Below are 25,899 nucleotides of genomic sequence, written 5' to 3' on the forward strand. Positions count from 1 at the left end.
ATAAAACACGTTCTGAGGCGTGTTTAAAGGAGGAAATAGTAAGATGAGTAGAAAATGCATCACGATTGACAGACAGTATGGAAGCGGAGGAAGGGAGGTAGGGAAGATGCTGGCAAAGCGTCTTGACATCCCTTTCTATGACAATGAGCTGTTGATGATCGCCGCAGAAAAGTATGGCATTAATCCCGGGATCATGCGTGAACATGATGAGAAGAGAAATGGAAGCCTTTTGTATAATATAGCGATCATGACCAATGGACAATATGATAAGGTAAACCAGCCATATAAGATTTTCCAGGCAGAATGTGATACCATCAGGCGATTGGCAGATGACGGTCCGTGTATTTTTATCGGAAGATGTTCCGATTATGCCCTGAAAGATAAATGCAAAACACTGAATATTTTTATCTATGCATCCGCTATGGCTGATCGCATTAACAGAGCAGGCAATGTAGATAAGATTGAGAAGAAAAACATAGAACGATTTATCAAGCAAAAGGATATGCAGAGAAAAAGTTATTATAATTCTTTCACTGAAAAAGAGTGGGGGGATATGGCAAATTATGATCTGTGTTTGAATACCTCCACCTTGGGATATGAGAAATGTGTGGATATAATAGAAAAGATTTACAGAGGTTAACAGCGATTATGTGGTTAAGTTAGATCGCAGTTTATTATTCTCTTATTATTACAAACAGTTTAGCTGTGAGTGCAGGGATCCGGAATGGGCTTCAGTTTATAGACTATCAGTATATTCAAATAGTTTGACGATTAAGATCAAATAAAAATTAGTGGCTATGTGGCTTACATAGTCACTTTTTGTTTGGGTATAATAAGGTTATATTTTATATAAGGAGGTGATGCCCTATGACAACTAGCAAGAAACCCAATAGATTAATACATGTAAAAAGTCCTTATCTACTTCAACACGCTTATAATCCAGTTGACTGGTGGCCTTGGTGTGAACAAGCATTTACAAAAGCAAAAGCAGAAGATAAGCCTATTTTCTTATCTATTGGGTATTCCTAACGTTGGTTATAGAAATCTTGTTGTCATTGGTGCCATGTGATGGCACATGAGTCTTTTGAAAATGAAAAAATTGCGGAGATTTTAAACCGGAATTATATAGCAGTGAAGGTAGACAGGGAGGAAAGACCGGATGTGGACAGCGTTTATATGTCTGTCTGCCAGGCAATGACCGGTCAGGGAGGCTGGCCGCTTACCATTATCATGACTCCGGAGTGCAAGCCGTTTTTTGCAGGAACATATCTGCCCCCGAAAGCCAGATATGGAATGACGGGACTGGATGAATTGCTGGACATGATTGCGGACAGGTGGAAAAATGAAAAAAAGCGTCTTCTGCAGACAGGGGATGAAATCTTAAATTTCCTAAAAGAGCAAAACAAGGAAAGCCTCAGGGGAGAACCGGATGTGAAATTGGTAAAGGAAGGATTTACCCAGTTTTTGGAAAGGTTTGAACAAAAATATGGAGGGTTCGGCAGTGCACCAAAGTTTCCTACACCTCATAATCTGTTATTTCTGATGGAATATGCAAAAAAAGAGAATAAGGAAGAAGCCCTTAAAATGGTAGAAAAGACCTTATGCCAGATGTATCGGGGCGGAATGTTTGATCATGTGGGCGGCGGGTTTTCCAGGTATTCCACAGACGAAAAATGGCTTGTGCCCCATTTTGAAAAGATGCTCTATGACAATGCCCTCCTGGTGATCGCCTATCTGGAAGCCTATACCATAACGGGCAAAGACCTGTACTTGTTTGTAGCGGAACGGACACTCCAATATGTAGAATCAGAGCTTACGGATAAAAAGGGAGGCTTTTACTGCGGACAGGATGCGGATAGTGATGGGGTGGAAGGTAAGTACTATGTATTTGACCCCGATGAAATAAAAGAATATCTGGGAGACTATGACGGAGAGTATTTCTGCCGCTGGTATGATATTACTTACCATGGTAATTTTGAAGGAAAATCTATACCGAACCTGATTAATAATCCCCGTTTTGAAGAAAAAAACAGCCGAATTGCCAAAATAAATAAAACACTTTATCCAATTCGCAGGAAGCGTGCCAGCCTTCACAAGGACGACAAGATCCTGCTTTCCTGGAATGGGCTGATGATAGCTGCATTTGCAAAAGCATATGCCGTAACCGGAGCGGAATCTTATCTGCGGACAGCATTGAAAGCAGAACAGTTTATCACCCAGAAACTGGTGAAAGGAGGAAAGCTTCTGGTACGTTACCGGGAGGAGGATTCCGCTGGAGAAGGAAAAATAGATGACTATGCTTTTTACTCTTATGCACTGCTGATGCTTTACGGTGCCACCTTTCGTGTTGAACTTCTGGAAAAGGCATTGTCTTTTGCAGGAGATATGGTAGATCAGTTTTTTGATTTTGAAAATGGCGGATTCTACATTTATGCCAAAGATGCACAGAAGCTGATTGTACGTTCAAAAGAAGTATATGACGGGGCAGTTCCGTCAGGGAATTCGGTTGCTGCATTTGTGTTATATAAATTGGCCCAGATAACAGGGGAAGAAAAGTGGCAGGAGTTATTTCATAAACAGATCTGCTTTCTGGCGGGTAATATTGCAGAATACCCTTCCGCTTATAGTTTTACTTTGCTGGCTCTGATGCAGGTTCTGTATCCATCCAGGGAACTAATCTGCCTGGAGCCCTCCGGAGAAGAGATAGAAGAGCTTCGGCAACTTGGAGAGAGGGACAGCAATCTTGCAATTGTGGTAAAGACAAAAGAAAATGCCGAAAGACTAAAAAAAATAGCTCCATTTACGGAAGCTTACGGGATCATACCCGGAAAGACACAATTTTATCTGTGTACCCGGAACAGATGCCAGGCACCTGTGGACAGTTTGAAAGAGATACAGAATATTTTATAAATGGGGGACATTTACTTGACGTATCTGTTATAATATTGCAAGAATGATTTATAAAACCTGTACAACAGCACAGAATGCTATTCGAGGGAGGATAAGAATGAAGTTTTCAATTTTAATTGTAGAGGATGAACCCGATATCCGGGAAATGATAGAGGAAGCGCTTACCCAGCCGGAATATACGATCTATACAGCCGGGGATGGACAGGAAGCATTGGAACTTATAAGGCAAAATGACTTTGATTTAATTATCTTAGATCTGATGCTACCAAAAGTGAATGGAATGACAGTGCTTAAAAAAGTCAGGGAACAAAATACGGTACCGATTTTAATCTTATCTGCGAAGGACGGTGAATTTGAAAAGGTATTGGGACTGGAATATGGAGCAGATGATTATATTACAAAACCTTTTTCCGTTATGGAGTTACAGGCCAGGGTAAAAGCATTTTTACGCCGCGCCACGATATACCATGCGAAAGCGGAGCATCATGATTCCAGGATTACGATTGGAGATCTGACGATTGAAACAGAGGATCTGGTGGTGAAAAAGAGAGGTGTTCCCGTTAGTCTGACCGCAAAGGAATTTGAGATCTTAAAATTATTTGCGAATCATCCGGAGAAAGTATATACCAAGGTTTCCATTTACCAGGAGGTATGGGATGAGGAGTTTTTGCATGATGACAATGTCATCAATGTGACGATAAGGAGACTGCGGGAAAAAATCGAGGATCAGCCATCCGATCCCCAGTACATAAAAACGGTTTGGGGAATTGGTTATAAACTGGGGACACCGGTGGAGGGCGGAAAATGAGTAATATAATTTTGTGCTTTGTTTGTGTCATACTGGCTGTCGGATTGATAATTGTATTATCAAAATACATAAACCAGTCCAGGCAGTTAAATAAAATCACGGGTGAAATCTCCGGATTTTTAGAAAAAGGTTCTTCGGATACCCTGCTCGCCCTTTCTGATGAAAAGGAAATACAAAAGCTGCTGGTTCAGATAAATGACCTTCTGGAGCGCCAGAACTCACTGGAAATGGAGCGGAAAAATCAGGAAGACAGCAACCGTAAAATGCTGGCGAATATTTCTCATGATTTGAAGACACCATTGACGGTCATTCTGGGATATTCCGAAATGATACGAAACCAGGAGGGGATCTCTCTGGATTCCATCCAGCAAAAAGTAGAGAAGATATACAGGAAGACCACGGATGTTTTAGAAATGATCAATATTTTTTTCGACCTGGTAAAAATAGAATCCGGTGAACTGGCATTGGAGATGCAGGAACTGGATCTGTGCGAAATTGCCAGAAATGAGATACTGAACTATTATGATATGCTTCAGGAGGGCGGTTTCGAAGTGGAAATTGATATTCCGGAAGAAGAAGTACCGGTTGAGGCAGACAAGCAGGCGGTGAAACGAATATTAGCTAATCTGTTACAAAATGCCATTAAATATGGAGCGGACGGCAGATATCTGAGACTGGGGATTACATGGAAAGAAGATTATGTAATGATCCAGGTAGAAGACCGTGGAAAAGGGATTATCGAAGACAGCCAGGATAAAATATTTGAACGGCTGGTTACCCTGGAAGACTCCAGGAATAAAAAATACCAGGGCAGCGGTCTGGGGCTAACGATTACCAAACGCCTGGTGGAGGCAATGGGAGGAAGTATCAGAGTAAAGAGCAGACCATTTGTAACAACAGTGTTTACCGTATCCCTGCCAAAGAAATGAATCCGGCATCAGCATCCTGCCCTTTTTCAAAAGTAATTCTTTTAAAAGAATTATGTAAGGAATTTGTAATCAATGGTAAATTTATTCCGTTATAATAATATTCAGAAAGAGCAAAACCAAAAAGAACAAAACCAGAAAGAACAAAACCAGAAAGAGGGAGATATCAGTATGTCGGATATTATAGTATTAGAAGATGTAACAAAAACATATAAAGGCATAGAAGTAGTGAAAAATGTTACTATGCGTGTGAAACAGGGAGAAATTTATGGATTTTTGGGGCCCAATGGTGCAGGTAAAACTACAATCATGAAAATGATTTTAAACCTGGCGAAACCGGATATGGGCAACATCCGGGTATGTGGAGAAGTTATCCAAAAAGATTCATACGAGTATCTGAGAAATATCGGTAGCATTATTGAATATCCGATATTTTACGAGAAACTGACTGCGTGGAAGAACTTGAAGCTGCACTGCAATTATATGGGATTTTATAACAAGAAAAGAATCCGGGAAGTTTTGGATCTTGTGGATTTAAAAGGGGTTGACAATAAACTGGTAGGAGAATTCTCATTAGGTATGAAACAGCGTCTGGGGATTGCAAGGGCTATGATAACAAATCCAAAGTTATTAATTCTGGATGAGCCGATTAACGGTCTGGATCCGATTGGAATTAAACAGATCCGTCAGCTTTTAATAAAATTAAAGGCATCCTACGGAACCACTATTTTAATATCCAGCCACATTATTGCGGAGATTGAACAGTTGGCGGATACCATTGGAGTGATTGACAAGGGCGTTCTTACCAAAGAGGTATCCATGTCCGAGATCCACCATGATTCTTTACAATACCTGGAAATAGAAGTAAATGATATCCATAGGGCGGCTACCGTTCTGGACAATGCATTCGATCATTTGAATTTCAAAATTGTCTCTGAAAACAGGCTCCGTATTTATGATAATAACAGACAGGCGGAGATTAGCAAGGAGCTTGTAATGGCTGGTGTCGGAATTCTGAATATGGTTTATAAGAATGATACGCTGGAAGATTATTTTATTCATACAATTATGGGAGGAAATGAAAATGATTAAGCTGATGAAACTGGAACTTGAAAAAGAAAATCTGAGCAAGAATCTGCTTGCCTGTGTAATTATATTATTAAGCTGTATCGGTATTACATTATTGGGCAGCATACTGGAGGATGAGGCAAGTATCGAAAGTGCAAAGGACTTACTTATGCTGGGCTCTTTGATTTTACGGGTGTGTTTCGGGATTTTTGCGGGTGTTCTGATTGCTAAACTAATTATTGGTGAATTTGGTAAAAAAACTATAAATACGTTGTTTACTTATCCGGTCTCCAGGAAAAAAATTATAGCAAGTAAACTGCTGATCGTATTTTCCTGCACATTTATAGTGATTGTACTGACTGATTTGCTGTTTGGGACATCGCTATTTCTGATTAATATTTTTATTCCCCTTACGCCAGACAAAATTGAATTTTCCACGGTACTGGGAAGAATTCCGGATATTTTATTTGGGGCATTTATGACTGCAGGATTAAGCCTGATTTCCTTGTATTTTGGAATGAAAAAAAAATCTTCTTCGTCAACTATCGTGGCGGCAGTAGTGATTAATATGCTGATTAATGCTAATGTAAACATTACTGGCGGAAGTAATGGCAGCAATGCAAATTTATTCAACATTCCAATTTTTCCAATATTATTATGTATGGCTGGAATCGTAATTGCATACCTGTCTTATCGGAATATTGAAAATTTAGATTTATAATACCGTTAGCGGCAGAAGATCCTGCGTAGTAGAAAAGAATAACGGGGCAGCCGAATTGAGAACTGCTGCCAACAGACTGCAGACAATCATCTTTTTTTGATGATTGTCTGTTTTTACGTTAATTTTAATGCCATTTTAATGCGAACACGGATACAGTTTAACACCACTTTTAACCCATACATGTTAGGATGTTATCAGTTTAACAGCTCAGAGAAAAGAAGGAGGAGAAAAAGATGATGGACATTATCATGGTTGGCGTACTGGTGCTCTGTTTTGTACTTGTGAAGCTGTTTACCGACTGGTGTGAGTCCCAGGTGAAAACGGGGAAAAAATAATCCAGGACAATGTATAGAAAAAGATGGAGGTATGCTATGTTATTCTTAGGTATCATCATAGCGGCATTAGCGGTATATCTGGTTTATGCGTTAGTAAATCCGGAAAAATTATAAGAAAAATCAAAAAGTTGATTTTAGGAGGGTAACAATGTTACAGATATTATTGACTCTGGCGATCTTTTTGATACTGGTTATTCCAATGGGAAACTATATGTATCACATCGCCACGAAGCAGAAAACATTTGCAGATCCTGTATTTAACAGGGTGGATAACTGTATTTTTAAAATATGCCGGATTGAACGGCAGGGTATGAACTGGAAACAGTATGCGTTAAATCTGATTATGGCAAATGCAGTTATGATATTTGTCGGTTATTTGATATTAAGGCTGCAGGGGCTCCTGATGGGGAATCCAAACGGGATCGGCGGTATGGAAGCAAGCCTCAGCTTTAACACGATCATCAGTTTTATGACGAATACAAACTTACAGCATTATTCCGGGGAATCCGGATTGTCTTATTTAAGCCAGATGCTGGTTATTATATTTATGATGTTTACATCAGCGGCTTCGGGGTATGCAGCGTGTATGGCATTCTGCAGAGGATTGGCTGGAAAAGGAAAAGACCTTGGGAATTTCTATGAAGATATGGTACGTATTACGACCAGAATTTTAATTCCTTTTGCATTTTTAGTAGCATTGCTTTTGATCAGCCAGGGAACACCCCAGACGCTCCAGGCAAACCAGACAGTGCAGACTATCGAAGGAAAGCTGCAGGATATTGCAATGGGGCCGGTGGCAGCACTGGAATCCATCAAGCATCTGGGTACCAACGGAGGCGGTTTCTTTGGAGCCAATTCCTCCACGCCGTTTGAGAACCCCACAATTATTTCTGATATTGCAGAACTGATCTCCATGATGATTCTTCCGGGTGCCTGTGTGGTGACCTTTGGCAAGATGATGCATGACAGAAAAGGCAAGAAAGAGAAAAAAGAAAGACTTCCGATGATTGGAAGACAGGGAAGAGTGATCTTTGGCGCAATGTCAGTGATCTTTATGATAGGACTCACCCTTTGCTTCTTCTCTGAACAGGCAGGCAACCCGGCTCTGGAGCAGGCAGGACTGAGCCAGGATATGGGAAGCATGGAAGGAAAAGAAGTTCGTTTTGGAATAGCGCAGTCAGCTCTGTTTACTACGGTAACGACTTCCTTTACAACCGGTACGGTTAACAACATGCACGATACGCTGACCCCTCTGGGTGGAATGGTACCGCTGTTACATATGATGCTTAACTGTGTGTTTGGCGGTAAGGGCGTTGGACTTATGAACATGATTATGTACGCAATACTGGCGGTTTTCCTGTGTGGGCTGATGATCGGAAGAACACCGGAATATCTGGGGAAGAAGATCGAAGGTAAAGAAATGAAGCTGGTGGCTCTGGTACTGATTGTACATCCGTTGCTGATTCTGGGATTTTCCGCATTGGCGGTTTCCACTACGGCAGGCCTTGCAGGAATTACCAATCCGGGATTCCATGGGCTGAGCCAGGTACTCTATGAATATTCCTCGTCCGCCGCGAACAATGGTTCCGGTTTTGAAGGACTTGCAGATAATACGGTATTCTGGAATGTGACTGCGGGGTTAGCTATGTTCTTTGGCCGATATCTGGCAATTATTGCACAGCTGGCTATAGCCGGTTCCCTGTTTGCCAAGAAACGTGTTAATGAAACAATTGGTACGCTGCGTACCGACAATGTAATTTTTACGGTTATATTGGTATTTGTTGTATATATCTTTGCCGCATTGACGTTTTTCCCTGCATTAGCACTGGGGCCCATTGCGGAACATCTGACATTATGGTTTTAGAGAAGAATGAGAGGATAAGAAAAATGTCAAAGGAAAATAAAAAAAAGTTCATCACAAAGGACATTTTAAAAAGTTCCGTTGCAGGAGCCTTTAAAAAACTGGATCCCAGATATATGATGAAAAACCCGGTTATGTTTGTAGTGGAGGTTGGTTTCTGCATCACACTGCTGCTGACAATCTGGCCTACTGTTTTTGGGGATCAGGCGGAGTTAAGGGCGTATAACGGGATAGTTACACTGATTTTATTTATTACCATTTTATTTGCCAACTTTGCAGAATCTGTTGCAGAGGGGCGGGGTAAGGCACAGGCCGAGACGCTGAAAAAAACAAAGCAGGATACAAAAGCCAGATTATTACTGGCTGGAGGAAGCGAACGGGAAGTAAATGCTTCTGAATTAAAAAAAGGTGACATCGTCCTGGTGAGAAACGGAGAGCTGATCCCAAATGACGGTGAAGTAATAGAAGGGGTTGCATCCGTGGATGAATCCGCAATAACCGGAGAATCGGCACCTGTTACCAGGGAGTCCGGCGGTGACTTTTCATCTGTAACGGGAGGAACAACGGTAGTCAGCGACTGGCTGAAAATACGGATAACTTCTTCCCCAGGAGAATCATTCCTGGATAAAATGATAGCATTGGTAGAAGGTGCTTCCAGACAGAAGACACCCAATGAGATTGCACTGAACACCCTTTTAGTAGGACTGACCATTATTTTTATGATCGTAATTGTGTGCTTATATCCATTCGCAAAATATTCAGGAGCAGCCATACCCATTTCAACCATGATCGCACTTATGGTATGCCTGATCCCAACAACCATTGGCGGCTTACTGTCGGCGATTGGTATTGCAGGTATGGATCGTGTAACCAGATTTAATGTGATTGCCATGTCCGGTAAAGCAGTTGAGGCATGCGGTGATGTAGATACGATGATATTGGATAAGACGGGAACCATTACCTTTGGTAACCGCCTTGCGGCAGAATTTTTCCCGGTTAAGGGAATAGAAAAAGAAGATCTGGTAGATTACAGCGTGATGTGTTCGCTCAGTGATGCAACACCGGAAGGCAAATCTATTGTAGAACTTGGCAGAACACTGGATTGTAAGATCAAAGCAAATATGGCAGATCAGATGGAATTTATAGAATTTACGGCTCAGACAAAAATGAGCGGCGTGAATTTAGCAGACGGAACAAGGGTAAGAAAAGGTGCTTACGATGCAATGATCCAGTATGTAAGAGAAGCCGGCGGAAATGTCCCGGATGATCTGGAAGGTATTGTGTCAAAGGTATCAGGACTTGGCGGAACACCACTCGTGGTGTGTGCAAAAAATGTAATATACGGCGTAATTTACCTGAAAGATACTGTAAAACCAGGATTGGTAGAGCGGTTTGAACGTTTGCGTGAAATTGGAATCAAAACGGTTATGTGTACCGGTGACAATCCCCTTACAGCAGCCACCATCGCAAAAGAGGCCGGAGTGGATGAGTTTATTGCAGAATGCAAGCCGGAAGATAAAATTGAGGAAATCAAAAAAGAGCAGGCACAGGGAAAGATTGTTGCAATGACTGGAGATGGTACCAACGATGCTCCCGCACTGGCACAGGCAAATGTGGGAATCGCAATGAACAGTGGTACATCAGCAGCAAAAGAAGCAGCCAATATGGTGGATCTGGATTCCGATCCCACTAAGATTCTGGAAGTGGTTGAGATTGGAAAGCAGCTTCTGATTACGAGAGGTTCCCTTACCACATTCAGTATTGCAAATGATATCGCTAAATATTTTGCAATTATTCCCGCCATGTTTACCCTGGTGATTCCACAGATGGAACTGCTGAATATTATGAAACTGGCAACTCCTTTCAGTGCGATTTTATCAGCTCTGATCTTTAACGCAATCATCATACCTTGCCTTATTCCGATTGCTATGCGGGGTGTGAAATACAAACCAATGAGATCAGAGAAAATGCTGTTAAAGAACATGTCTATCTATGGTCTGGGCGGAGTGTTAGTACCTTTTGTGGGAATTAAGCTGATTGACTTATTAATATCCCCGGCACTTTCTCTGTTGGGATTATAAAAGTACAAAGTGATTAAGGCAAAATTATGAGTGTCAGTAATACAGGGAAACCTGTGAAGAGCATTGGTTATAAGTTGAAAGAAAATTATAATATAGAAAGGAAGCCACGATATAATTCGTTCAAGTTATATTGTGGCAGTATTGCAGGCAAGCCTGCAGTATGCAATGGGTAAAAAAATGAAATCTTTTATAAAAATGTTAAAACAATCTTTTATTTTGACAGTTGCCCTTCTGCTTTTGTGTGCAGTTGCTTATCCACTTGCGGTCAATGGTGCAGGCCAGCTTGTATTTCATAAACAGGCAAATGGAAGTCTGATTGAAGTGGACGGCAAAGCGGTAGGATCGGAGCTGATCGGACAGCAGTTTACGGATCCCAGATTTTTTCAGGGAAGAATCTCTTCTGTAAATTATAATACCTACACAGAGGAAGACCTGATCGCAGATGAAGAAGGAAATACTGCATATGGCGGTGTATCATCAGGATCATTTAACTATGGAGCTACCAATCCTGATTTACAGGCAAGGGTGGAGGCGGACCTTCAGGAGTTCATGAAATCCCACCCCGGTGTGAAAAAAGAAGATATTCCTGCGGACCTGTTAACTGCATCCGGTTCCGGATTAGATCCTCATATCAGTCCCCAGGCAGCAAAAGTCCAGGTCGCTGCAGTAGCAGAAGCAACCGGGCTGTCGGTAGAAGAAGTACAGAAAATTGTGGATAACAATACGGAAAATAAGGTGCTTGGTGTATTTGGAGAAAATCGGGTGAATGTATTAACAACAAATATTGAAATAGCAAAGGCAATTGGTTTGATATAAAGAAATACAAGGGTGACCGGAATGCCAACCAGTAAGGCTTGAAAAAGAGTACTGGCTGGTATGTCAGGTCATCCTTTAAGCATGTCGTAATAATGCTTGTGTTTATATTCTAGAGGAGGTGTTTGTATGGAAGAAGAAGTCAGACCTGACCCGCAGGCACTGTTAGAACAGGTTCGTAAAGAGGAGAAGCAGCAGGAAGCAGACAAACGTGGAAAACTGAAGATCTTTCTGGGGTTTGCAGCAGGTGTGGGAAAAACTTATACGATGCTGGAAGCGGCTCATATGATGCTGGAGAAGGGGGTGGATGTGGCAGCCGGATATATTGAACCTCATGCCAGACCCGATACCCTGGGGATGATGGAAGGGCTGGAGCAGATAGCGCCCCTGATGATGGATTATAAAGGAATTAAAATCCGTGAGATGGATCTGGATGCATGTCTTGCCAGAAAGCCGGAATTGCTGTTGGTGGATGAACTGGCGCATACGAATACAGAAGGCTGCCGCCATAGAAAACGTTATCAGGATATAGAAGAAATTCTGAATGCAGGCATTAATGTATATACTACGGTTAATATCCAGCATCTGGAAAGCCTTAATGACCTGGTGGCGGGAATTACGAAGATCAAGGTGAAAGAGCGGATACCGGACAGTGTATTTGATGAGGCAGATCAGGTTGAGGTAATAGATATTGAACCCGATGACCTGATCCGCAGATTAAAAGAGGGCAAGGTATATAAGGAGAATCAGGCTCAGCGGGCGGTTCATAACTTCTTTGCTAAAGAAAAGTTAATTGCACTGAGGGAAATTACCCTGAGAAGGATGGCGGACCGCGTGAACCGTCTGTCTGAAACCGAGGTGTCCAAGGGGCGTAAGGGATATTATGTGGGAGAACATATTCTGACCTGTGTCTCCGCATCGCCTACAAATGCCAAAGTAATCCGTACGGCTTCCAGGCTTGCGTACGCCTTTCACGGAGAATTTACCGCATTGTATGTAGAGACACCCCGATTACAGGGCAGTGACCGGAAAGTAAAAAAGATGATGGAAGAAAACTTACAGCTGGCAAGGGATCTGGGAGCTAAGATCGCTACCGTCTATGGTGAAAATGTTGCATTTCAGATTGCAGAATACGCCAAGGTAAGCAATGTATCAAAAGTAGTTATCGGAAGGACAAATCATAAAGTTTATTTTGGACAGTCCAAACGGACGCTGGTGGAGCAGCTGGCACAATATACCCAGGAGATGGATATCTATGTCATACCGGATCTTCAGCCCGGGGATAAGCACAGACGAATTTCTTACCGCAGGGAGGAGCTCAACTGGGGAGATTTTCTGATCACTGCAGGAATACTGGCGGGAAGTACAGCGATAGGATTGGTGTTCCGGAATCTGGAACTGCCGGATTCCAATATTATTATGATATATATACTGGGGGTTCTCGTATGTGCAATGCATACCAACGGAAGAATCTGTTCCATTGCAGCATCCATATTCAGCGTACTGCTGTATAATTTCTTTTTTACAATTCCGTTTTTAAGTCTGCAGGCACATGGGAAAAGTTATCCTGTCACATTTGCCGTTATGTTCGCAGTGGCACTGCTGTCGTCCTCAATGACGGCTAAGATCAGAAGGCAGGGGAAGGAAAGCAGTAAAATGATTTACCGGACAGAACTGCTGCTGGACAACAGTCGGCGCCTGAGCAGGGCACAGAATATAGAAGATGTTATGAAAGAAATATCCAGCCAGGTACTGAAACTAACGAATCTGTCCGTTCTGATTTACTTAAAACAGAGAGAGAAAATAACCGGACCCAGGCTCTTTCCTCGAAAAGGAATGTCTAAAGAGGATATGAAAGAATATGTAGTAAAATCAGAGCGGGCAGCTGCCCAGTGGGTATTTCAGAACCATCACAGGGCAGGAACCTGCACCAGCACCCTGCCCGGAGCAAAAGCTTTATATCTGCCGGTGCAGAATAATGAAAAAGTATTTGCGGTAGTGGGGATTGTGCTGGAAGAAAGAAGAGAGATAGCACCTTTTGAATATGGGCTGCTGATCGCCATGTTAAATGAGGCTGCACTGGTGTTAGAACGGTATATGGAGTAAAAATAAGTTGACGCTTATGAAAAATAAGACTATAATAGTCAAAAATTGTTAGAAGAAACAAGGTTTAGTTCTGTAGTGGACAATTTTATCTTAAATTGGGGTTTAGCTGAGGAATGACGCTTTGTAGATGTAGGTAGTGTACGGAAAGACGGGTGTGGGAAACTGGCATGGGCTCCGTCAGCTGGCCGCAGAACTGGTCTTTTCTAACCTTTCCGAAGCGCTTTTTGGCGGCACGCGGGCATTCACCGAGAAATCCTGATGCATTTCGCAGCTCAGTACCCGCTTAGTATCCGATGGGAGCCAGTCGAATACTATCCGCCAAAAAACACTCCGGAAAGGTAAGTAATACTCAGATCTGCTCTACGCTTCCTACGCCCATACCAGTTTCCCACACCCATCTTTCCGAGATTCAGTTTACTGCCACAAAGCTGGTTTTCTCAGCCTGGTGGAGACCCTTGGGCTGTGACGGGCTGTTCTTTATTGGATGCTGGGCAGTATGTTTCGGCTGTTTGCGTAAAAGAAGATGGAAGTTTGCGTAAAAGAAGATGGAAGTTTGTTCCTTTTTCTGATTACAGAATGAAAAATAAATTCCGTTCTCAAGATTAGTTGCTTTACGCCAATCGCGTCCGGCATGCCACAACCCCAGGGTTCCAGATTGTTTAAAAAGTATAGGATAGAGTGAGATTGTTACCTGAAGTTTTTTTATAGGTTCTCGCCGGAAAGAGGAAAAGGAAATGGAATTAAAGATCAGAGGATATGAGGAAAAAGATCTGGAACAGATGCGCCGGATCTGGAATGAGGTAGTGGAGGATGGGGAGGCATTTCCCCAGAGGGAAGGGTTAAGCGAAACAGATGCCAGAGAATTCTTCGCTTCCCAGAGCTTTACTGCCGTTGCGGAAAGGGAAGGTGAAATTATAGGACTGTATATCCTGCATCCCAATAATGTGGGGCGCTGCGCACATATATCCAATGCCAGTTATGCAGTCAGAAAATCCGTAAGGGGAATGAAAGCTGGTGAAAAGCTAGTGAAACATTCTCTGGAAAAGGGAAAGGAACTGGGATTTCGGCTCCTGCAGTTTAATGCCGTGGTTAAAACAAATCTGTCTGCGATACATATTTATGAAAAACTGGGATTTGTGCAGCTTGGAACCATTCCCGGTGGATTTCTGCGTAAATGCGGAGAATATGAAGATATTATCTTATTTTACCATGAACTATAGAAAGCGAAACAAGAAAGGGGAATCCTGACAGACTGCCAGTGGTATTTCCGGAGTCCTGTGTTCCAAATAGAGAAATCAGAGGCAATATAAATATATGAGCTGCCTCTGAAATATTTTCTATATAACTTATTAATTTTAGGGATTGATTTTTCTGTTTATACAGGTTATACTGAAGACAACAATGGCAGGAGCCATTACATTTCTTAAATATCAGTATGCATTATCCTATTGTCCATGCTTTTCTATAAGCAGATATTATAGGCCCGGAGTGTATTTGAATAATTTGAACAAACGCTCTAATATAGGCCGATTCTCAGATTGTACGTTTCTGTACAAAATTCCCTGATTCAATAGATAAATGAATGTAATGAGACCCAAGATGGTATATTTCGTTTTCCTGCTATAAGTTCATTAATGAAATTGGGAGGTACTTGAATGCAGGAAAAGATATTGCCGGAAGGCGGGGAGATAAGCGGATTGCCTCGAAACTATCATGTAAACAGAAAACATAAAGACAGTCTGTTCCGGCTGATCTTCAGAATAAAAGAGATCTGTTAGAATTGTATAATAGTATCAATGGCACTAAATATGAAAATGAGGAAGACCTGATTATCAACACCATGGAAAACGTGGTTTATATGGGGATGAAAAATGATCTTTCCTTTTTAATTGGAGGGACATTAAACCTCTATGAACATCAGAGTTCTATAAATCCGAACATGCCTTTAAGAGGATTATTTTATATGTCTGATTTATATCAGGGCTATATTCAAATGAGCGATGCGGACATATATGGGAGTAAGTTAATTAGCCTGCCTATGCCGCAATACCTGGTTTTTTATAATGGTGAAGAAGATGAGCCAGACCGAAAGGAGCTGTTTTTGTCAGATGCCTTCTTTCAATCGGATAAGAAGAATGGGGCCGCCATTGAGTGCAAAGTGGTAATACTTAATATTAATTTGGGGCATAACCGCATTTTGATGGAACAATGCAGAAGATTGCAGGAATATGCCCGGTTCATATCGCTTATCCGGGAATATTTATTTAAAATGCCATTAGAAGAGTCCATAGAGAAAGCCGTAAATCAATGCATAGATGAGAATATACTGAGAGATATTTTATCCAAGAACCGAGGGGAGGTTACGAGAGTGATTTTAGAAGAATACGATGAAGAAAAGCATCTTAGGTCAGAGAGAATTTTTTGGGAAGAAAAGGGAAGGGAATTAGAGCAGCAGTCATTTATTCAATTAATCAGTGCAATGGCTTCCGATGGACGGGCGGGAGATATTGCCAGGTTGGCATATGACCGGGAATTTTTAGTTAAAATGAAGGAAAAGTACAGAGCAGATCCTATTTTAATCAGGTAGTTCTTACTAAATTTGCAAAAAAGCTTGTCAAAATATATTTAACAGTGTTAAAATTTTAAAGTAAATTATTTACCAGACGATACGAAAGATTGGAGAAAAAAATATGAGCATTAGAATTGGTATATGGGGCTATGGAAACCTGGGACGCGGAGTAGAATGTGCGTTAAAGCAGAATCCGGATATGGAACTTGCCGGTGTGTTTACAAGACGTGATCCTAAGACCGTTAAAATCCTGACAGAAGGTGCTTCCGTTTATTCCACCGAAGATGTGGAGAAAATGAAGGATGCTGTTGATGTTATGATTTTATGCGGGGGAAGCGCTACAGACCTGCCTGTACAGACACCAAAATGTGCCCAGATGTTTCATGTAGTGGACAGCTTTGATACCCATGCAAAGATTCCGGAACATTTTGCTAAGGTAGATGAGGCTGCAAAAAGTAATGGCAAAATCGGTATTATTTCAGTTGGCTGGGATCCGGGAATGTTTTCTTTAAATAGAATGTATGCAAATGCACTTTTACCAAGTGGAAAGGATTATACTTTTTGGGGAAAAGGCGTAAGCCAGGGACATTCGGATGCAGTTCGCAGAATAGACGGTGTAAAAGACGCAAAACAGTACACGATTCCGGTTGACAGCGCTTTGGATGCAGTGAGAAATGGAGATACTCCGGAGCTTACAACGAGACAAAAACACACCAGAGAATGTTATGTAGTTGCAGAAGAGGGAGCAGATCAGGCACGTATTGAAAATGAAATTAAAACTATGCCGAACTATTTCTCAGATTATGATACAACCGTGCATTTTATATCCGAAGAGGAGCTAAAGAAAAATCACAGTGGAATCCCTCATGGAGGATTTGTGATCCGCAGTGGTAAGACAGGCTGGAATGAAGAAAATACACATGTTATTGAATACAGCCTGAAGCTTGACTCAAACCCTGAATTTACGTCATCAGTACTTGTGGCATATGCAAGAGCAGCCTATCGTTTAAGCCAGGAAGGACAGAGCGGATGTAAGACAGTATTTGATATTGCTCCGGCATATTTATCTGCCCAGAGTTCAGAGGAATTAAGAAAACAGTTATTATAAATAAAACGAACTGCAGCCGGATCTAAAATGGCTGCAGTTTTTTTTGATTTTATGCACTCTCAAGTACGAAGGCGAACGTTTTGTAATGTTCTATTAAATGCATTATATTTGGGTTTCGCTGAGGAAGGACGCTTTGTGGATGATAGGTAGTGTACGGAAAGATGGGGGTGGGAAACTGATATAGACTCCGTCAGCTTGCCGCAGAACTGGTATTTTCTAACCTTTGCGGAGCGCTTTTTGGCGGCACGCGGGTATTCACCGAGAAATTCTGATGCATTTCTCGGTTCAGTACCCGCTTAGTATCCGATGGGAGCCAGTCGAATACTATCCGCCAAAAAACACTCCGGAAAGGTAAGTAAATACTCAGCTCTGCTCTACGCTTCCTCCGTCCATACAAGTTTCCCACTCCCATCTTTCCGAGATTCATGTTACCGCCACAAAGCTGAATTTCTCAGCATGGTCGGACCCCTGGGCTGTGGCAGGCTGTTCTTTATTGGATGTAGCGTAGTATGTTTCGGCTATTTAAGCGTAAAAGGAGATGAAAGTTTGCTACTTTTTCTGGAATGAAGAAACAAATCACTGTGATAAGTTCAGTTGCTTTATGTTACTCGTTCTCAGCATGATAGATTCCCTGGGTGTAGATGGATGTTCTTTATTGGATGTAGAGGGGTATATTTTGACAGTTTATGCATAATAGAAGATGAAAGTCTATTCCTTTTTCTGATTGCAGAATATAAAACAAATCCCGTTCTCAAGATCAGTTGTTTAACGCCAATATTGTTCAGCATGCCACAACCCCAGGGTCCCACCACGCTGAGAAAACCAGCTTTGTATCAACGAATGCTATCTCGGAAAGAGAAGGGGGCGAGCCAGGACATTGATTTGGAAGGCGTATAGCAGAGCTGAGTATTTACTTACCTTCCCAGAGTGCTTTTTGGCGGATACAATTCGACTAGTACTGCATTGCAAAATGCCTCCCATCGGATTGTAAGCGGGCAGTGAGCTGCGAAATGCATCAGGATTTCGGAGCGAATGCCCGCGTGCCGCCAAAAAGGGCTCTGGGAAGGTTAGAAAATGCCAGTTCTGCGGTAAGCCTTCCAAATCAATGTCCTGGCTCGCCCCCTTCTCTTTCCGTACACTACCTATCATTTACAAAGCGTCATTACTCAGCTAAACCCAAATATAATAAATCTAAAATCCTGCACTTAATTACATTAATCTGCATTCTCTATTCCGATGTACATATGAATTTCTGCATTATCCATATCGCCTCCAGGCTGGTATTCTTCAAAGTCTGCCACATAGGTCCTCTTTAAATCCATACTCCAGAGTTTCATCCAGAATTCCTGTACTGCTGTTACCATATTTCCCTTTACAATGAATTTAGCATAATTTCCCTTGGGAATGACCGTAGTCGCCAGGCTTTCCGGTATTTGGGCTGCTTTATCTATCTCACAGCATACAAACATGTCATAGTCATCCTTATGGTCTCCCGCGTAGTTGGTATATAATCCAATACTTTTATCATTCACCTTTCCCGGCATTTGAAAGAAAATGCCATCTTCAAAAAAACGCTTCCAGAGTCCGCCTATTTCTGCTCCCATATCCGGGCTGGCATTATTGGTTCTGATCTTCAATCCTGCTGCTTTTTTCTCTTCTAAATATACGATTTCATAATTCATAGTGATACCTCTCTTATTTTCTGTTTTTATTACCGCATAAATTTCGTTCGGTTAAAGAGAGTATAACAGGCATAATCTGACAACTGCATGTCATATTAAATAAATCGTCAGCAATAATATTTCAAAGTATTTTCCAATCTTTCTTTTACGAGTTTTTTCACCCGCTCAGGCGCCATCACCCGGACTAATGGTCCATAAGAAAGGATGTAACCGTAAACCCATTCATTTTCGGGACATTTTAATTTAGCCAGAAAGCTGCCATCTTCCTGAACCTGAATCTGTGCTTCCTCAAACTCATCATACACCCGGTAAGCACAGGATGCATCTATATGAAGTGTTATCTCCACCATATAACTTTGCTCACGGTAACCTTTCTTTGCTTTGGATTCCTGTACCGGCAGCATTCTGTCAAAGTTCTCCTCCAATGCCTTCACCTGCTTCATTCGGGTAATCCGAAAAAGCCGCATTTCTCCTGCTTTCCTGCAAAATCCTTTCAAATACCAGCTCTTATCCTTGAACCAAAGCTGCAATGGCTCTACCTGTCTGGTAGATTTTACGCCTTCTGAATTATAATATTCAATCTGGATCACCTTTTTTAGAATAATCCCTTCTTTGATCTTCCCAAAGACCTTCTGCCGCTGATCGGTCCAGTCCGAAAAATCAACCTGTACCCAATCCGTTTTATGTGCCCCAAAAAGAGACCGCATTCTGGACAGCACTTCATCATTATCTGCCGCTTTAACCGCATTTAGACCCTGCAATCCCCACAGAATTTCCTGACGCTCCATATCCGACAAAACGGACTTGTCCAGTATAAAGTTATCCATCAGATGAATCCCGCCGCCTCTGCCTTTATTTGTATAAATCGGGATTCCCGCCTGGCACAGCGTATCAATATCTCGGTAAACTGTCCTTACCGAAACCTCAAAATGCTCCGCAAGCTCACGCGCCGTAGTCCCCTGTTTCTCCAATAATAAATATACGATTTCAAATAATCTGTTAATCTGCATGTGTCTCCTTCATTTTATCTGTCCAATTGAAATGTTAAAATATAATATATTACTTATTGCTTTCTTATTGCTTTGAATGTTATTATAACGCTTTCATTTGTGGAATAGAAGAGTTTTTTTGATAAGAGGTTCTTTGTTGTGGAAAACTGAATTTCTCTAGATTTTCCCCCTCTTATCTGCTATACTATTAAGAATCCACTTCTTACATATGTGGATATAAGATTCACACCAGGAGGATGAAAAACATGGCTTTAGACGGAATTGTAATTGCCAATATGGTAAAGGAATTAAACGATACCATATGTGGCGGTAAAATCAACAAGATTGCTCAGCCGGAAAATGACGAGCTGATGCTTACCATAAAAAATCAAAAAACTCAGTACCGCCTGCTGATTTCTGCAGGTGCCAGTCTGCCCCTTATTTATCTGACCAAGGTAAATAAGCCAAGTCCTATGACTGCGCCTAATTTCTGTATGCTGCTTCGGAAACATATCGGCAGTGGCAAGATTCTTCGGGTCTGGCAGCCGGGACTGGAACGAATTATTAATTTTGAGATTGAACATTTAAATGAACTGGGTGATGTGTGCAGAAAAACCCTCGTTGTGGAAATCATGGGAAAACACAGCAACATTATTTTCTGCAACGAAGATAATATGATCATTGACAGTATCAAACATGTGTCCCTGCAAATGAGTTCTGTCCGGGAAGTACTGCCGGGGCGGACATACTTTATTCCAGAGACGCAGCATAAATGGAATCCGTTAGAGGTTACCACGGAAACTTTTGCAGCAGAGATTTCTTCTAAACCAATGGCTCTTGCGAAAGCTCTCTATACGACATTCACAGGTATCAGCCCTCTGACGGCAGAAGAAGTATGCCATCGTGCATCCCTGGAATCAGACCAGAGCGCCAATAGTTTCAGCGAACTGGAATTAACCCACCTTTACCGTATCTTTTCCTTTATTATGGAGGATGTAAAAAACGGTATTTTCTCTCCGAATATTATATTTCAGGGTGAAGAACCGATCGATTTTTCCAGTATCCCGCTGACTCAGTACGAAGACAAAACCACGAAAATCTATCCAGGTATCTCGGAGGTTCTGGAAAATTACTATGCCGTAAAAAATACAATAACCCGTATCCGCCAAAAATCTTCCGATCTCAGAAGAATTGTCCAGACTGCTTTGGAACGGAACCGTAAAAAATACGATCTGCAGCTGAAACAGCTTAAGGATACGGAAAAACGGGATAAACATAAGGTGTATGGAGAACTGATCAATACTTATGGCTATAACCTGGAATCTGGCGCTAAAAAATTAGAGGCACTTAATTACTATACCAACGAAATGATTACGATTCCTCTGGATCCAACCTTAACTCCACAGGAAAATGCAAAAAAGAATTTTGATAAATACAATAAATTAAAGCGTACATATGAGGCACTGACTGATCTGATCGAAGAGACTCAGGATGAAATCAAACATCTGGAATCCATCAGCACTTCTCTGGACATTGCTTTGTCTGAAGAAGATCTGGTTCAGGTAAAGGAAGAGTTAATGGATTACGGTTATATTAAACGTAAATATACCGGCAAAAAAGTGAAGATTACTTCAAAGCCATTTCACTACCTGTCCAGTGACGGTTACCATATGTATGTTGGAAAAAACAATTTCCAGAATGATGAGCTTACATTTAAAATCGCTACCGGAAATGACTGGTGGTTTCATGCCAAAGGTGCACCCGGCTCTCACGTAATTGTAAAAGCAAACAACGAAGAACTTCCCGACCGTACTTTTGAGGAGGCAGCCCGTCTGGCAGCATATTATTCAAAAAACCGTAATGCGGAAAAAGTAGAAATAGATTATGTAGAAAAGAAGCATGTAAAAAAAACCAATGGCGGAAAGCCAGGATTTGTTATTTACCATACCAACTATTCTATGATTATTGACTCTAATATTTCCGGTATCGAACAGATTTCGTAATTTCGGGAGGATATGAACCATTATGAAAAAAGTAAAAATCACTGTATTGAAAACGACTTTAGATAAAGAATTAGCAAATGAATATGGAGCAGAAGGATTGACTGCATGTCCCATGATGAAAGAAGGGCAAACCTTTTATGCTGACTATGCAAAACCAGACGGCTTTTGCGATGAGGCCTGGAAAGCAATTTATCAATATGTATTTGCTCTGGCACACGGCACCGGAAAAGACTTATTTTACTATGGCGATTGGATCAGGAAACCAGGAGTTGCGATCTGCAGCTGTAATGACGGTCTGCGCCCGGTTATATTTAAATTGGAATCTACGGAAGAAGAATCAGAGATTGAATACACCCCGGTTCGCTAAGATAACATATGTCTGCACTGCCGGCTGAATTGGCATAATTCATAGATATGACTTCCTAGAGCGTGTCTGAAAATTACTTTCTGACACGCTCTGGTGAACGGAATAGAGAATCCTTTTTTTACAAATCCATTAAAAACTGAAACATCCTGTCATCCTGCCCCGGTAGAATATCGTGTCCGAAATCAGGAAATAAATAGACTTCTTTTTCTGAGGAAATCTTATTATAGGCAGCAAACTGTGTAGAAGGGGGACAGATATTGTCCATCAGTGTAATTGCCATCTGCACCTTCCCTTTTATATTCGGAACATGATTTTGAATATCCACATAACCCAGTTTTTTAAACAGCTCCTCTTCTCTTTCGTGCAGAGGATCAAAAAAGCGAAAATAAGTCTTCAGCTCTTCATATGCATCTTTTGCCAAATCCATATCCCATACCCGCTTATAATCTGAAAGAAAGGGATACTGCACCGCAGTTCTTGCAATCCTTGGTTCTAACGCTGCACAGGCAAGGGATAGGCCTCCACCCTGTGATACTCCATAGGTCCCTACTCTGTTTTCATCAACAATTGGTAAATCCATTATTATTCGTGCAAGCTGAGCCGTATCCAGGAAAATATTGCGCATTAGCATATTGTCCGGATCTCCGTCTACGCCGCGGATGATATGTCCATGCATGGTATTTCCTTTTATTCCTCCCACATCTTCAGATATTCCTCCCTGTCCCCTGCAGTCCAGGGCCGCAACCACATACCCGGCCCCTACGTATGGCAATTTTGTCATCCAGTCTCCTGCATTTCCTGTATATCCATGAAATGTCAGCACTCCGGGTCCAGGTATTTCTCTTTTTGCTTCATTTGGTATCAAAACTTTTGCATGTATCCTGGCTCCTTTGACCCCGCAGAAAAATAAATCATAACATTTTGCAAAAGGAATCTTAAAATCCGATTCTATAAATTCGGGATCAGGATCAGTTTCTTCCATTTCTTTTACTGCCCGCAGCCAGTAACTGTCGAAATCTTCCGGTTTTGGCGTACTTCCCTTATATTTTTTCAAGTCCTCTATGGACATATCCAGCATTGGCATTGTTATCACTCCTCCGTTTTATCTGTACTGACTATCCGTTACCTTTGTCTTAATTATGACTCCATTTTTCCATTCTACTTCTACTTCCTTGTTACCTCTGATTTTCAGCCCTCTGACATATCCGTTTCGCCATTCCCCTGGAATTGCCGGTAGAAATTCCACTTTTCCCAAATGATTTTGTACAAGCATCTCTGCAATTCCTGCTGTAAAGCCAAAATTACCGTCTACCTCAAGTGGTCTTGCGCAAAACAAGTTGTAGTAAACCCCGCCATCCGTGTAAGAAATTTCATTGGAATCTGCCGGTTGTAAGAACCGCTTTACTTCTTTGTATGCATTTTCCCCATCCTTTAATCTGGCAAAAATGCCTACCTTCCATGCTCTGCTCCAGGGCACACCTTCCTCTCCCCTACGTTTCATAGTGATTCGGCATGCTTCAATTAATTCCGGTGTTTTTTCTACCGTAATCTGGTCTGATGGATACAACCCATACAGCAATGATAAATGACGGTGCTCTGGATCATTTTCTTCAAAATCCTCATACCACTCCTGAAGCTGTCCGTATTTTCCAATTTTAAATGGCGGTATTTTAAGCAGGGCTTCTTTTATCTGTTTCAGTAATACCACTTCTTCTTCATTAAGGATATCACTCCCCTTGATACAATTTTCAAATAATTCCCGTAAAATTGTATTATCCAGCGTACATGCATACGATACCCCGTATACCCCGCCATTGTCCAGAAACAGGTTTTCCGGGGATGTGGACGGATTTGTCACTAATTCTCCATTATGTTCCACCAGCCAGTCCAGATAAAATTGCGATGCTCCTTTCATAATTGGTAATGCAATGTCCTTTAAAAATATTCTATCCTGTGTATATAGGTAGTGATCCCAGAGATGCCGGCAAAGCCAGCCACCAGACATTACCCAGAAAGACCAGGGCAGTGTGTCAACTTCTCCATTTCTGGAACCGACTGCCGTCGTCTTTCTCCAGAGATCTACATTGTGGTGTGCTACCCAACCTCCGCAATGGTAATTTATCCTGGCAGTCTTTGCACCACTCTCTGATATATCTTTCATAAATGAGATGAGCGGCTGTGCACATTCAGTCAGATTGCAGTTCTCTGCTGGCCAGTAATTCATCTGTGTATTAATATTGACCGTATAGTTTGAACTCCAGGGTGCTCGCAGCTCATGATTCCATATTCCCTGTAGATTAGCTGGTTCACTCCCCTCTCTGGAACTGGAAATCATCAGATACCGTCCAAATTGAAAAGCAGTAGCTGCAAATTCCGGATCCTCTTCTCCAGCAAAAAAACGTTTTTGACGCTCCTCCATGGTCAGCGCTTCATTTTCCGTATGCCCAAGATCTAACTCCACCCGGTCAAACATACTGGAAAAATCTTTTCTATGCCGATTTAGCAATCCTTGAAATCCCAGTTTCTCTGCATGATTGATGCAATCTATATTTTTATCCTCATATTCACCTACCGGAGGTTCCTTATAATTTATAAAACTATTTCCACTGGTAAGCAGGATGAGCACTTCATCAGTTTCACTGATCGTAAGTCTGTCCTGCTTCCATTCGATACTACCATCGGTTATCACTTTCAGGCGTATCTGGAATTTGATCGCTCTGGTAGTTTCATAAGGCTCGTAGATAATGGGGTCTCGGGACGGATAATAATCCGGTTCCACAACAGACGGACACCATCCCATCAGTACTATTCCATTATCCAACTGTTCAATCCAGTGATTCAGCTGGCTGGATAAACCGATATCCATAGTCCCCTGCATTTGATCCGAGGATTTCATTCTGATAACCAGCACCTGATCTGGGTAGGAACAAAAAGCTGTCCGCTCATAAGAAATACCATTTTTAGATACTTTTACTGTGCTGATACCAGTACTGATATCCAGTTCTCTGCTATAGGATTCATTCTCTCCCTTTAACTCCTCCATTTCAAGAAACAGATCTGACATGGGAAGATAAGACTCATTCCAGATTCCTACCATCCTGCGGTTGATCAATTCTTCTGCTTCTGCATACTTTTTTTCAAAGATTAAAGTTCTGGCCTTTTCTAAATGCCCATAGACTTTTTCATCATTATAATCCGTGGGATAACCAGACCAGAGTGTATCTTCATTCAGCCAGATATGCTCCTTCACTGTTTCTCCCAGAAGCATGGCACCTATCCTTCCATTTCCAAGTGCCATCCCTTTTTCCCAGGCATCTGCCGGCCTGTCATACCGCAATTTATTTTTCATGTTAATCTCCTTTTATTTTCTTTTTAACCGTAGTATCGGTAGTGTCCGACCAGCTTTCGGTTTAGTGTTGGCATCAGTACTTTTAATGCCGTTCCACGATTGTGTTTTAGCGACTGCTTCATTTCCTTTTATTTCGTATTTAGCGTTTTCCATTCGTCTTTGGTTTTACAACTGTCTACGCTTAGCCCTGCCTGTTACCAGAC

21 protein-coding genes and 1 pseudogene are annotated in these 25,899 nt (G+C 41.7%); 18 read left to right on the plus strand and 4 right to left on the minus strand.

Annotated elements, in window-relative coordinates; all coding sequences use genetic code 11:
* Positions 1-43: 43 nt before the first annotated feature.
* The 16 genes and pseudogenes from QR40_RS22445 (at position 44) to QR40_RS22505 (ending at position 17,306) form a co-directional block, all read left to right on the plus strand.
* Positions 44-640 (plus strand): cytidylate kinase-like family protein, encoded by a 597-nt coding sequence (locus QR40_RS22445; protein ID WP_027293318.1) that lies wholly within the window; start codon positions 44-46, stop codon positions 638-640.
* Between the two features lie 227 nt (positions 641-867).
* Positions 868-2,910 (plus strand): annotated as a pseudogene (locus QR40_RS22450) (thioredoxin domain-containing protein).
* Positions 2,911-3,007: 97 nt separating this feature from the next.
* Positions 3,008-3,718 (plus strand): response regulator transcription factor, encoded by a 711-nt coding sequence (locus tag QR40_RS22455; RefSeq protein ID WP_044296811.1) that lies wholly within the window; start codon positions 3,008-3,010, stop codon positions 3,716-3,718.
* A complete protein-coding gene (locus tag QR40_RS22460; RefSeq protein ID WP_052431003.1) occupies positions 3,715-4,647 on the plus strand; it encodes a sensor histidine kinase in 933 nt (310 codons plus the stop codon). Before QR40_RS22455 ends, QR40_RS22460 begins: the two co-directional genes overlap by 4 nt.
* 72 nt (positions 4,648-4,719) lie before the next feature.
* Positions 4,720-5,736, plus strand: coding sequence for an ABC transporter ATP-binding protein (locus QR40_RS22465; RefSeq protein ID WP_330373872.1), 1,017 nt, complete (start codon positions 4,720-4,722; stop codon positions 5,734-5,736).
* Positions 5,729-6,433: an ABC transporter permease gene (locus QR40_RS22470; protein WP_044296812.1), complete on the plus strand. Its 705-nt coding sequence runs from the start codon at positions 5,729-5,731 to the stop codon at positions 6,431-6,433. Before QR40_RS22465 ends, QR40_RS22470 begins: the two co-directional genes overlap by 8 nt.
* 344 nt (positions 6,434-6,777) lie before the next feature.
* The gene (gene kdpF, locus QR40_RS31065; protein ID WP_081820193.1) at positions 6,778-6,882 is read left to right on the plus strand and encodes a K(+)-transporting ATPase subunit F; all 105 of its coding nucleotides are present in this window, start codon (positions 6,778-6,780) and stop codon (positions 6,880-6,882) included.
* 34 nt (positions 6,883-6,916) lie between these two features.
* Positions 6,917-8,632, plus strand: a complete 1,716-nt coding sequence (gene kdpA / locus QR40_RS22475; protein WP_044296813.1) for a potassium-transporting ATPase subunit KdpA — start codon at positions 6,917-6,919, stop codon at positions 8,630-8,632.
* A gap of 23 nt (positions 8,633-8,655) precedes the next feature.
* On the plus strand, positions 8,656-10,710 hold the full coding sequence (gene kdpB / locus QR40_RS22480) for a potassium-transporting ATPase subunit KdpB (protein WP_027293325.1): 2,055 nt from the start codon (positions 8,656-8,658) through the stop codon (positions 10,708-10,710).
* Between the two features lie 177 nt (positions 10,711-10,887).
* Complete coding sequence (locus QR40_RS22485) at positions 10,888-11,526, plus strand: K(+)-transporting ATPase subunit C (RefSeq protein WP_334291695.1); 639 nt, start codon at positions 10,888-10,890, stop codon at positions 11,524-11,526.
* Between the two features lie 126 nt (positions 11,527-11,652).
* On the plus strand, positions 11,653-13,629 hold the full coding sequence (locus QR40_RS22490) for a sensor histidine kinase (RefSeq protein WP_044296814.1): 1,977 nt from the start codon (positions 11,653-11,655) through the stop codon (positions 13,627-13,629).
* Positions 13,630-13,765: 136 nt separating this feature from the next.
* On the plus strand, positions 13,766-13,888 hold the full coding sequence (locus QR40_RS32675) for a hypothetical protein (protein WP_255348056.1): 123 nt from the start codon (positions 13,766-13,768) through the stop codon (positions 13,886-13,888).
* 475 nt (positions 13,889-14,363) lie between these two features.
* Positions 14,364-14,849, plus strand: a complete 486-nt coding sequence (locus QR40_RS22495) for a GNAT family N-acetyltransferase (RefSeq protein ID WP_027293328.1) — start codon at positions 14,364-14,366, stop codon at positions 14,847-14,849.
* 435 nt (positions 14,850-15,284) lie between these two features.
* A complete protein-coding gene (locus QR40_RS32680; protein WP_276325457.1) occupies positions 15,285-15,407 on the plus strand; it encodes a hypothetical protein in 123 nt (40 codons plus the stop codon).
* A 2-nt stretch (positions 15,408-15,409) separates the two neighbouring features.
* The gene (locus QR40_RS22500; RefSeq protein WP_052431004.1) at positions 15,410-16,216 is read left to right on the plus strand and encodes a hypothetical protein; all 807 of its coding nucleotides are present in this window, start codon (positions 15,410-15,412) and stop codon (positions 16,214-16,216) included.
* A gap of 103 nt (positions 16,217-16,319) precedes the next feature.
* Entirely contained in the window at positions 16,320-17,306 is a 987-nt protein-coding gene (locus QR40_RS22505; RefSeq protein ID WP_044296815.1) for a diaminopimelate dehydrogenase, read from the plus strand.
* A gap of 1,214 nt (positions 17,307-18,520) precedes the next feature.
* Here QR40_RS22505 and QR40_RS22515 read toward each other — a convergent pair.
* Entirely contained in the window at positions 18,521-18,988 is a 468-nt protein-coding gene (locus QR40_RS22515) for a GyrI-like domain-containing protein (protein WP_044296817.1), read from the minus strand.
* A gap of 107 nt (positions 18,989-19,095) precedes the next feature.
* Positions 19,096-19,998, minus strand: a complete 903-nt coding sequence (locus QR40_RS22520; protein WP_027293884.1) for a helix-turn-helix transcriptional regulator — start codon at positions 19,996-19,998, stop codon at positions 19,096-19,098.
* A 245-nt stretch (positions 19,999-20,243) separates the two neighbouring features.
* On the opposite strand from QR40_RS22520, the gene QR40_RS22525 reads away from it, so the two are divergent.
* Both QR40_RS22525 and QR40_RS22530 read left to right on the plus strand, forming a co-directional pair.
* On the plus strand, positions 20,244-21,980 hold the full coding sequence (locus tag QR40_RS22525; protein ID WP_044296818.1) for an Rqc2 family fibronectin-binding protein: 1,737 nt from the start codon (positions 20,244-20,246) through the stop codon (positions 21,978-21,980).
* A gap of 22 nt (positions 21,981-22,002) precedes the next feature.
* A complete protein-coding gene (locus QR40_RS22530) occupies positions 22,003-22,347 on the plus strand; it encodes a TIGR04076 family protein (protein ID WP_044296820.1) in 345 nt (114 codons plus the stop codon).
* 118 nt (positions 22,348-22,465) lie between these two features.
* On the opposite strand, the gene QR40_RS22535 is transcribed toward QR40_RS22530, so the two are convergent.
* Both QR40_RS22535 and QR40_RS22540 read right to left on the minus strand, forming a co-directional pair.
* Positions 22,466-23,431, minus strand: coding sequence for an acetylxylan esterase (locus QR40_RS22535; RefSeq protein ID WP_044296821.1), 966 nt, complete (start codon positions 23,429-23,431; stop codon positions 22,466-22,468).
* Positions 23,432-23,449: 18 nt separating this feature from the next.
* A complete protein-coding gene (locus QR40_RS22540) occupies positions 23,450-25,696 on the minus strand; it encodes a glycoside hydrolase family 95 protein (protein WP_052431005.1) in 2,247 nt (748 codons plus the stop codon).
* Between the last annotated feature and the right edge of the window lie 203 nt (positions 25,697-25,899).

Origin of the sequence: Robinsoniella peoriensis (genome assembly GCF_000797495.1) — a bacterium.
In the GTDB taxonomy this organism is placed as follows: domain Bacteria; phylum Bacillota; class Clostridia; order Lachnospirales; family Lachnospiraceae; genus Robinsoniella; species Robinsoniella peoriensis.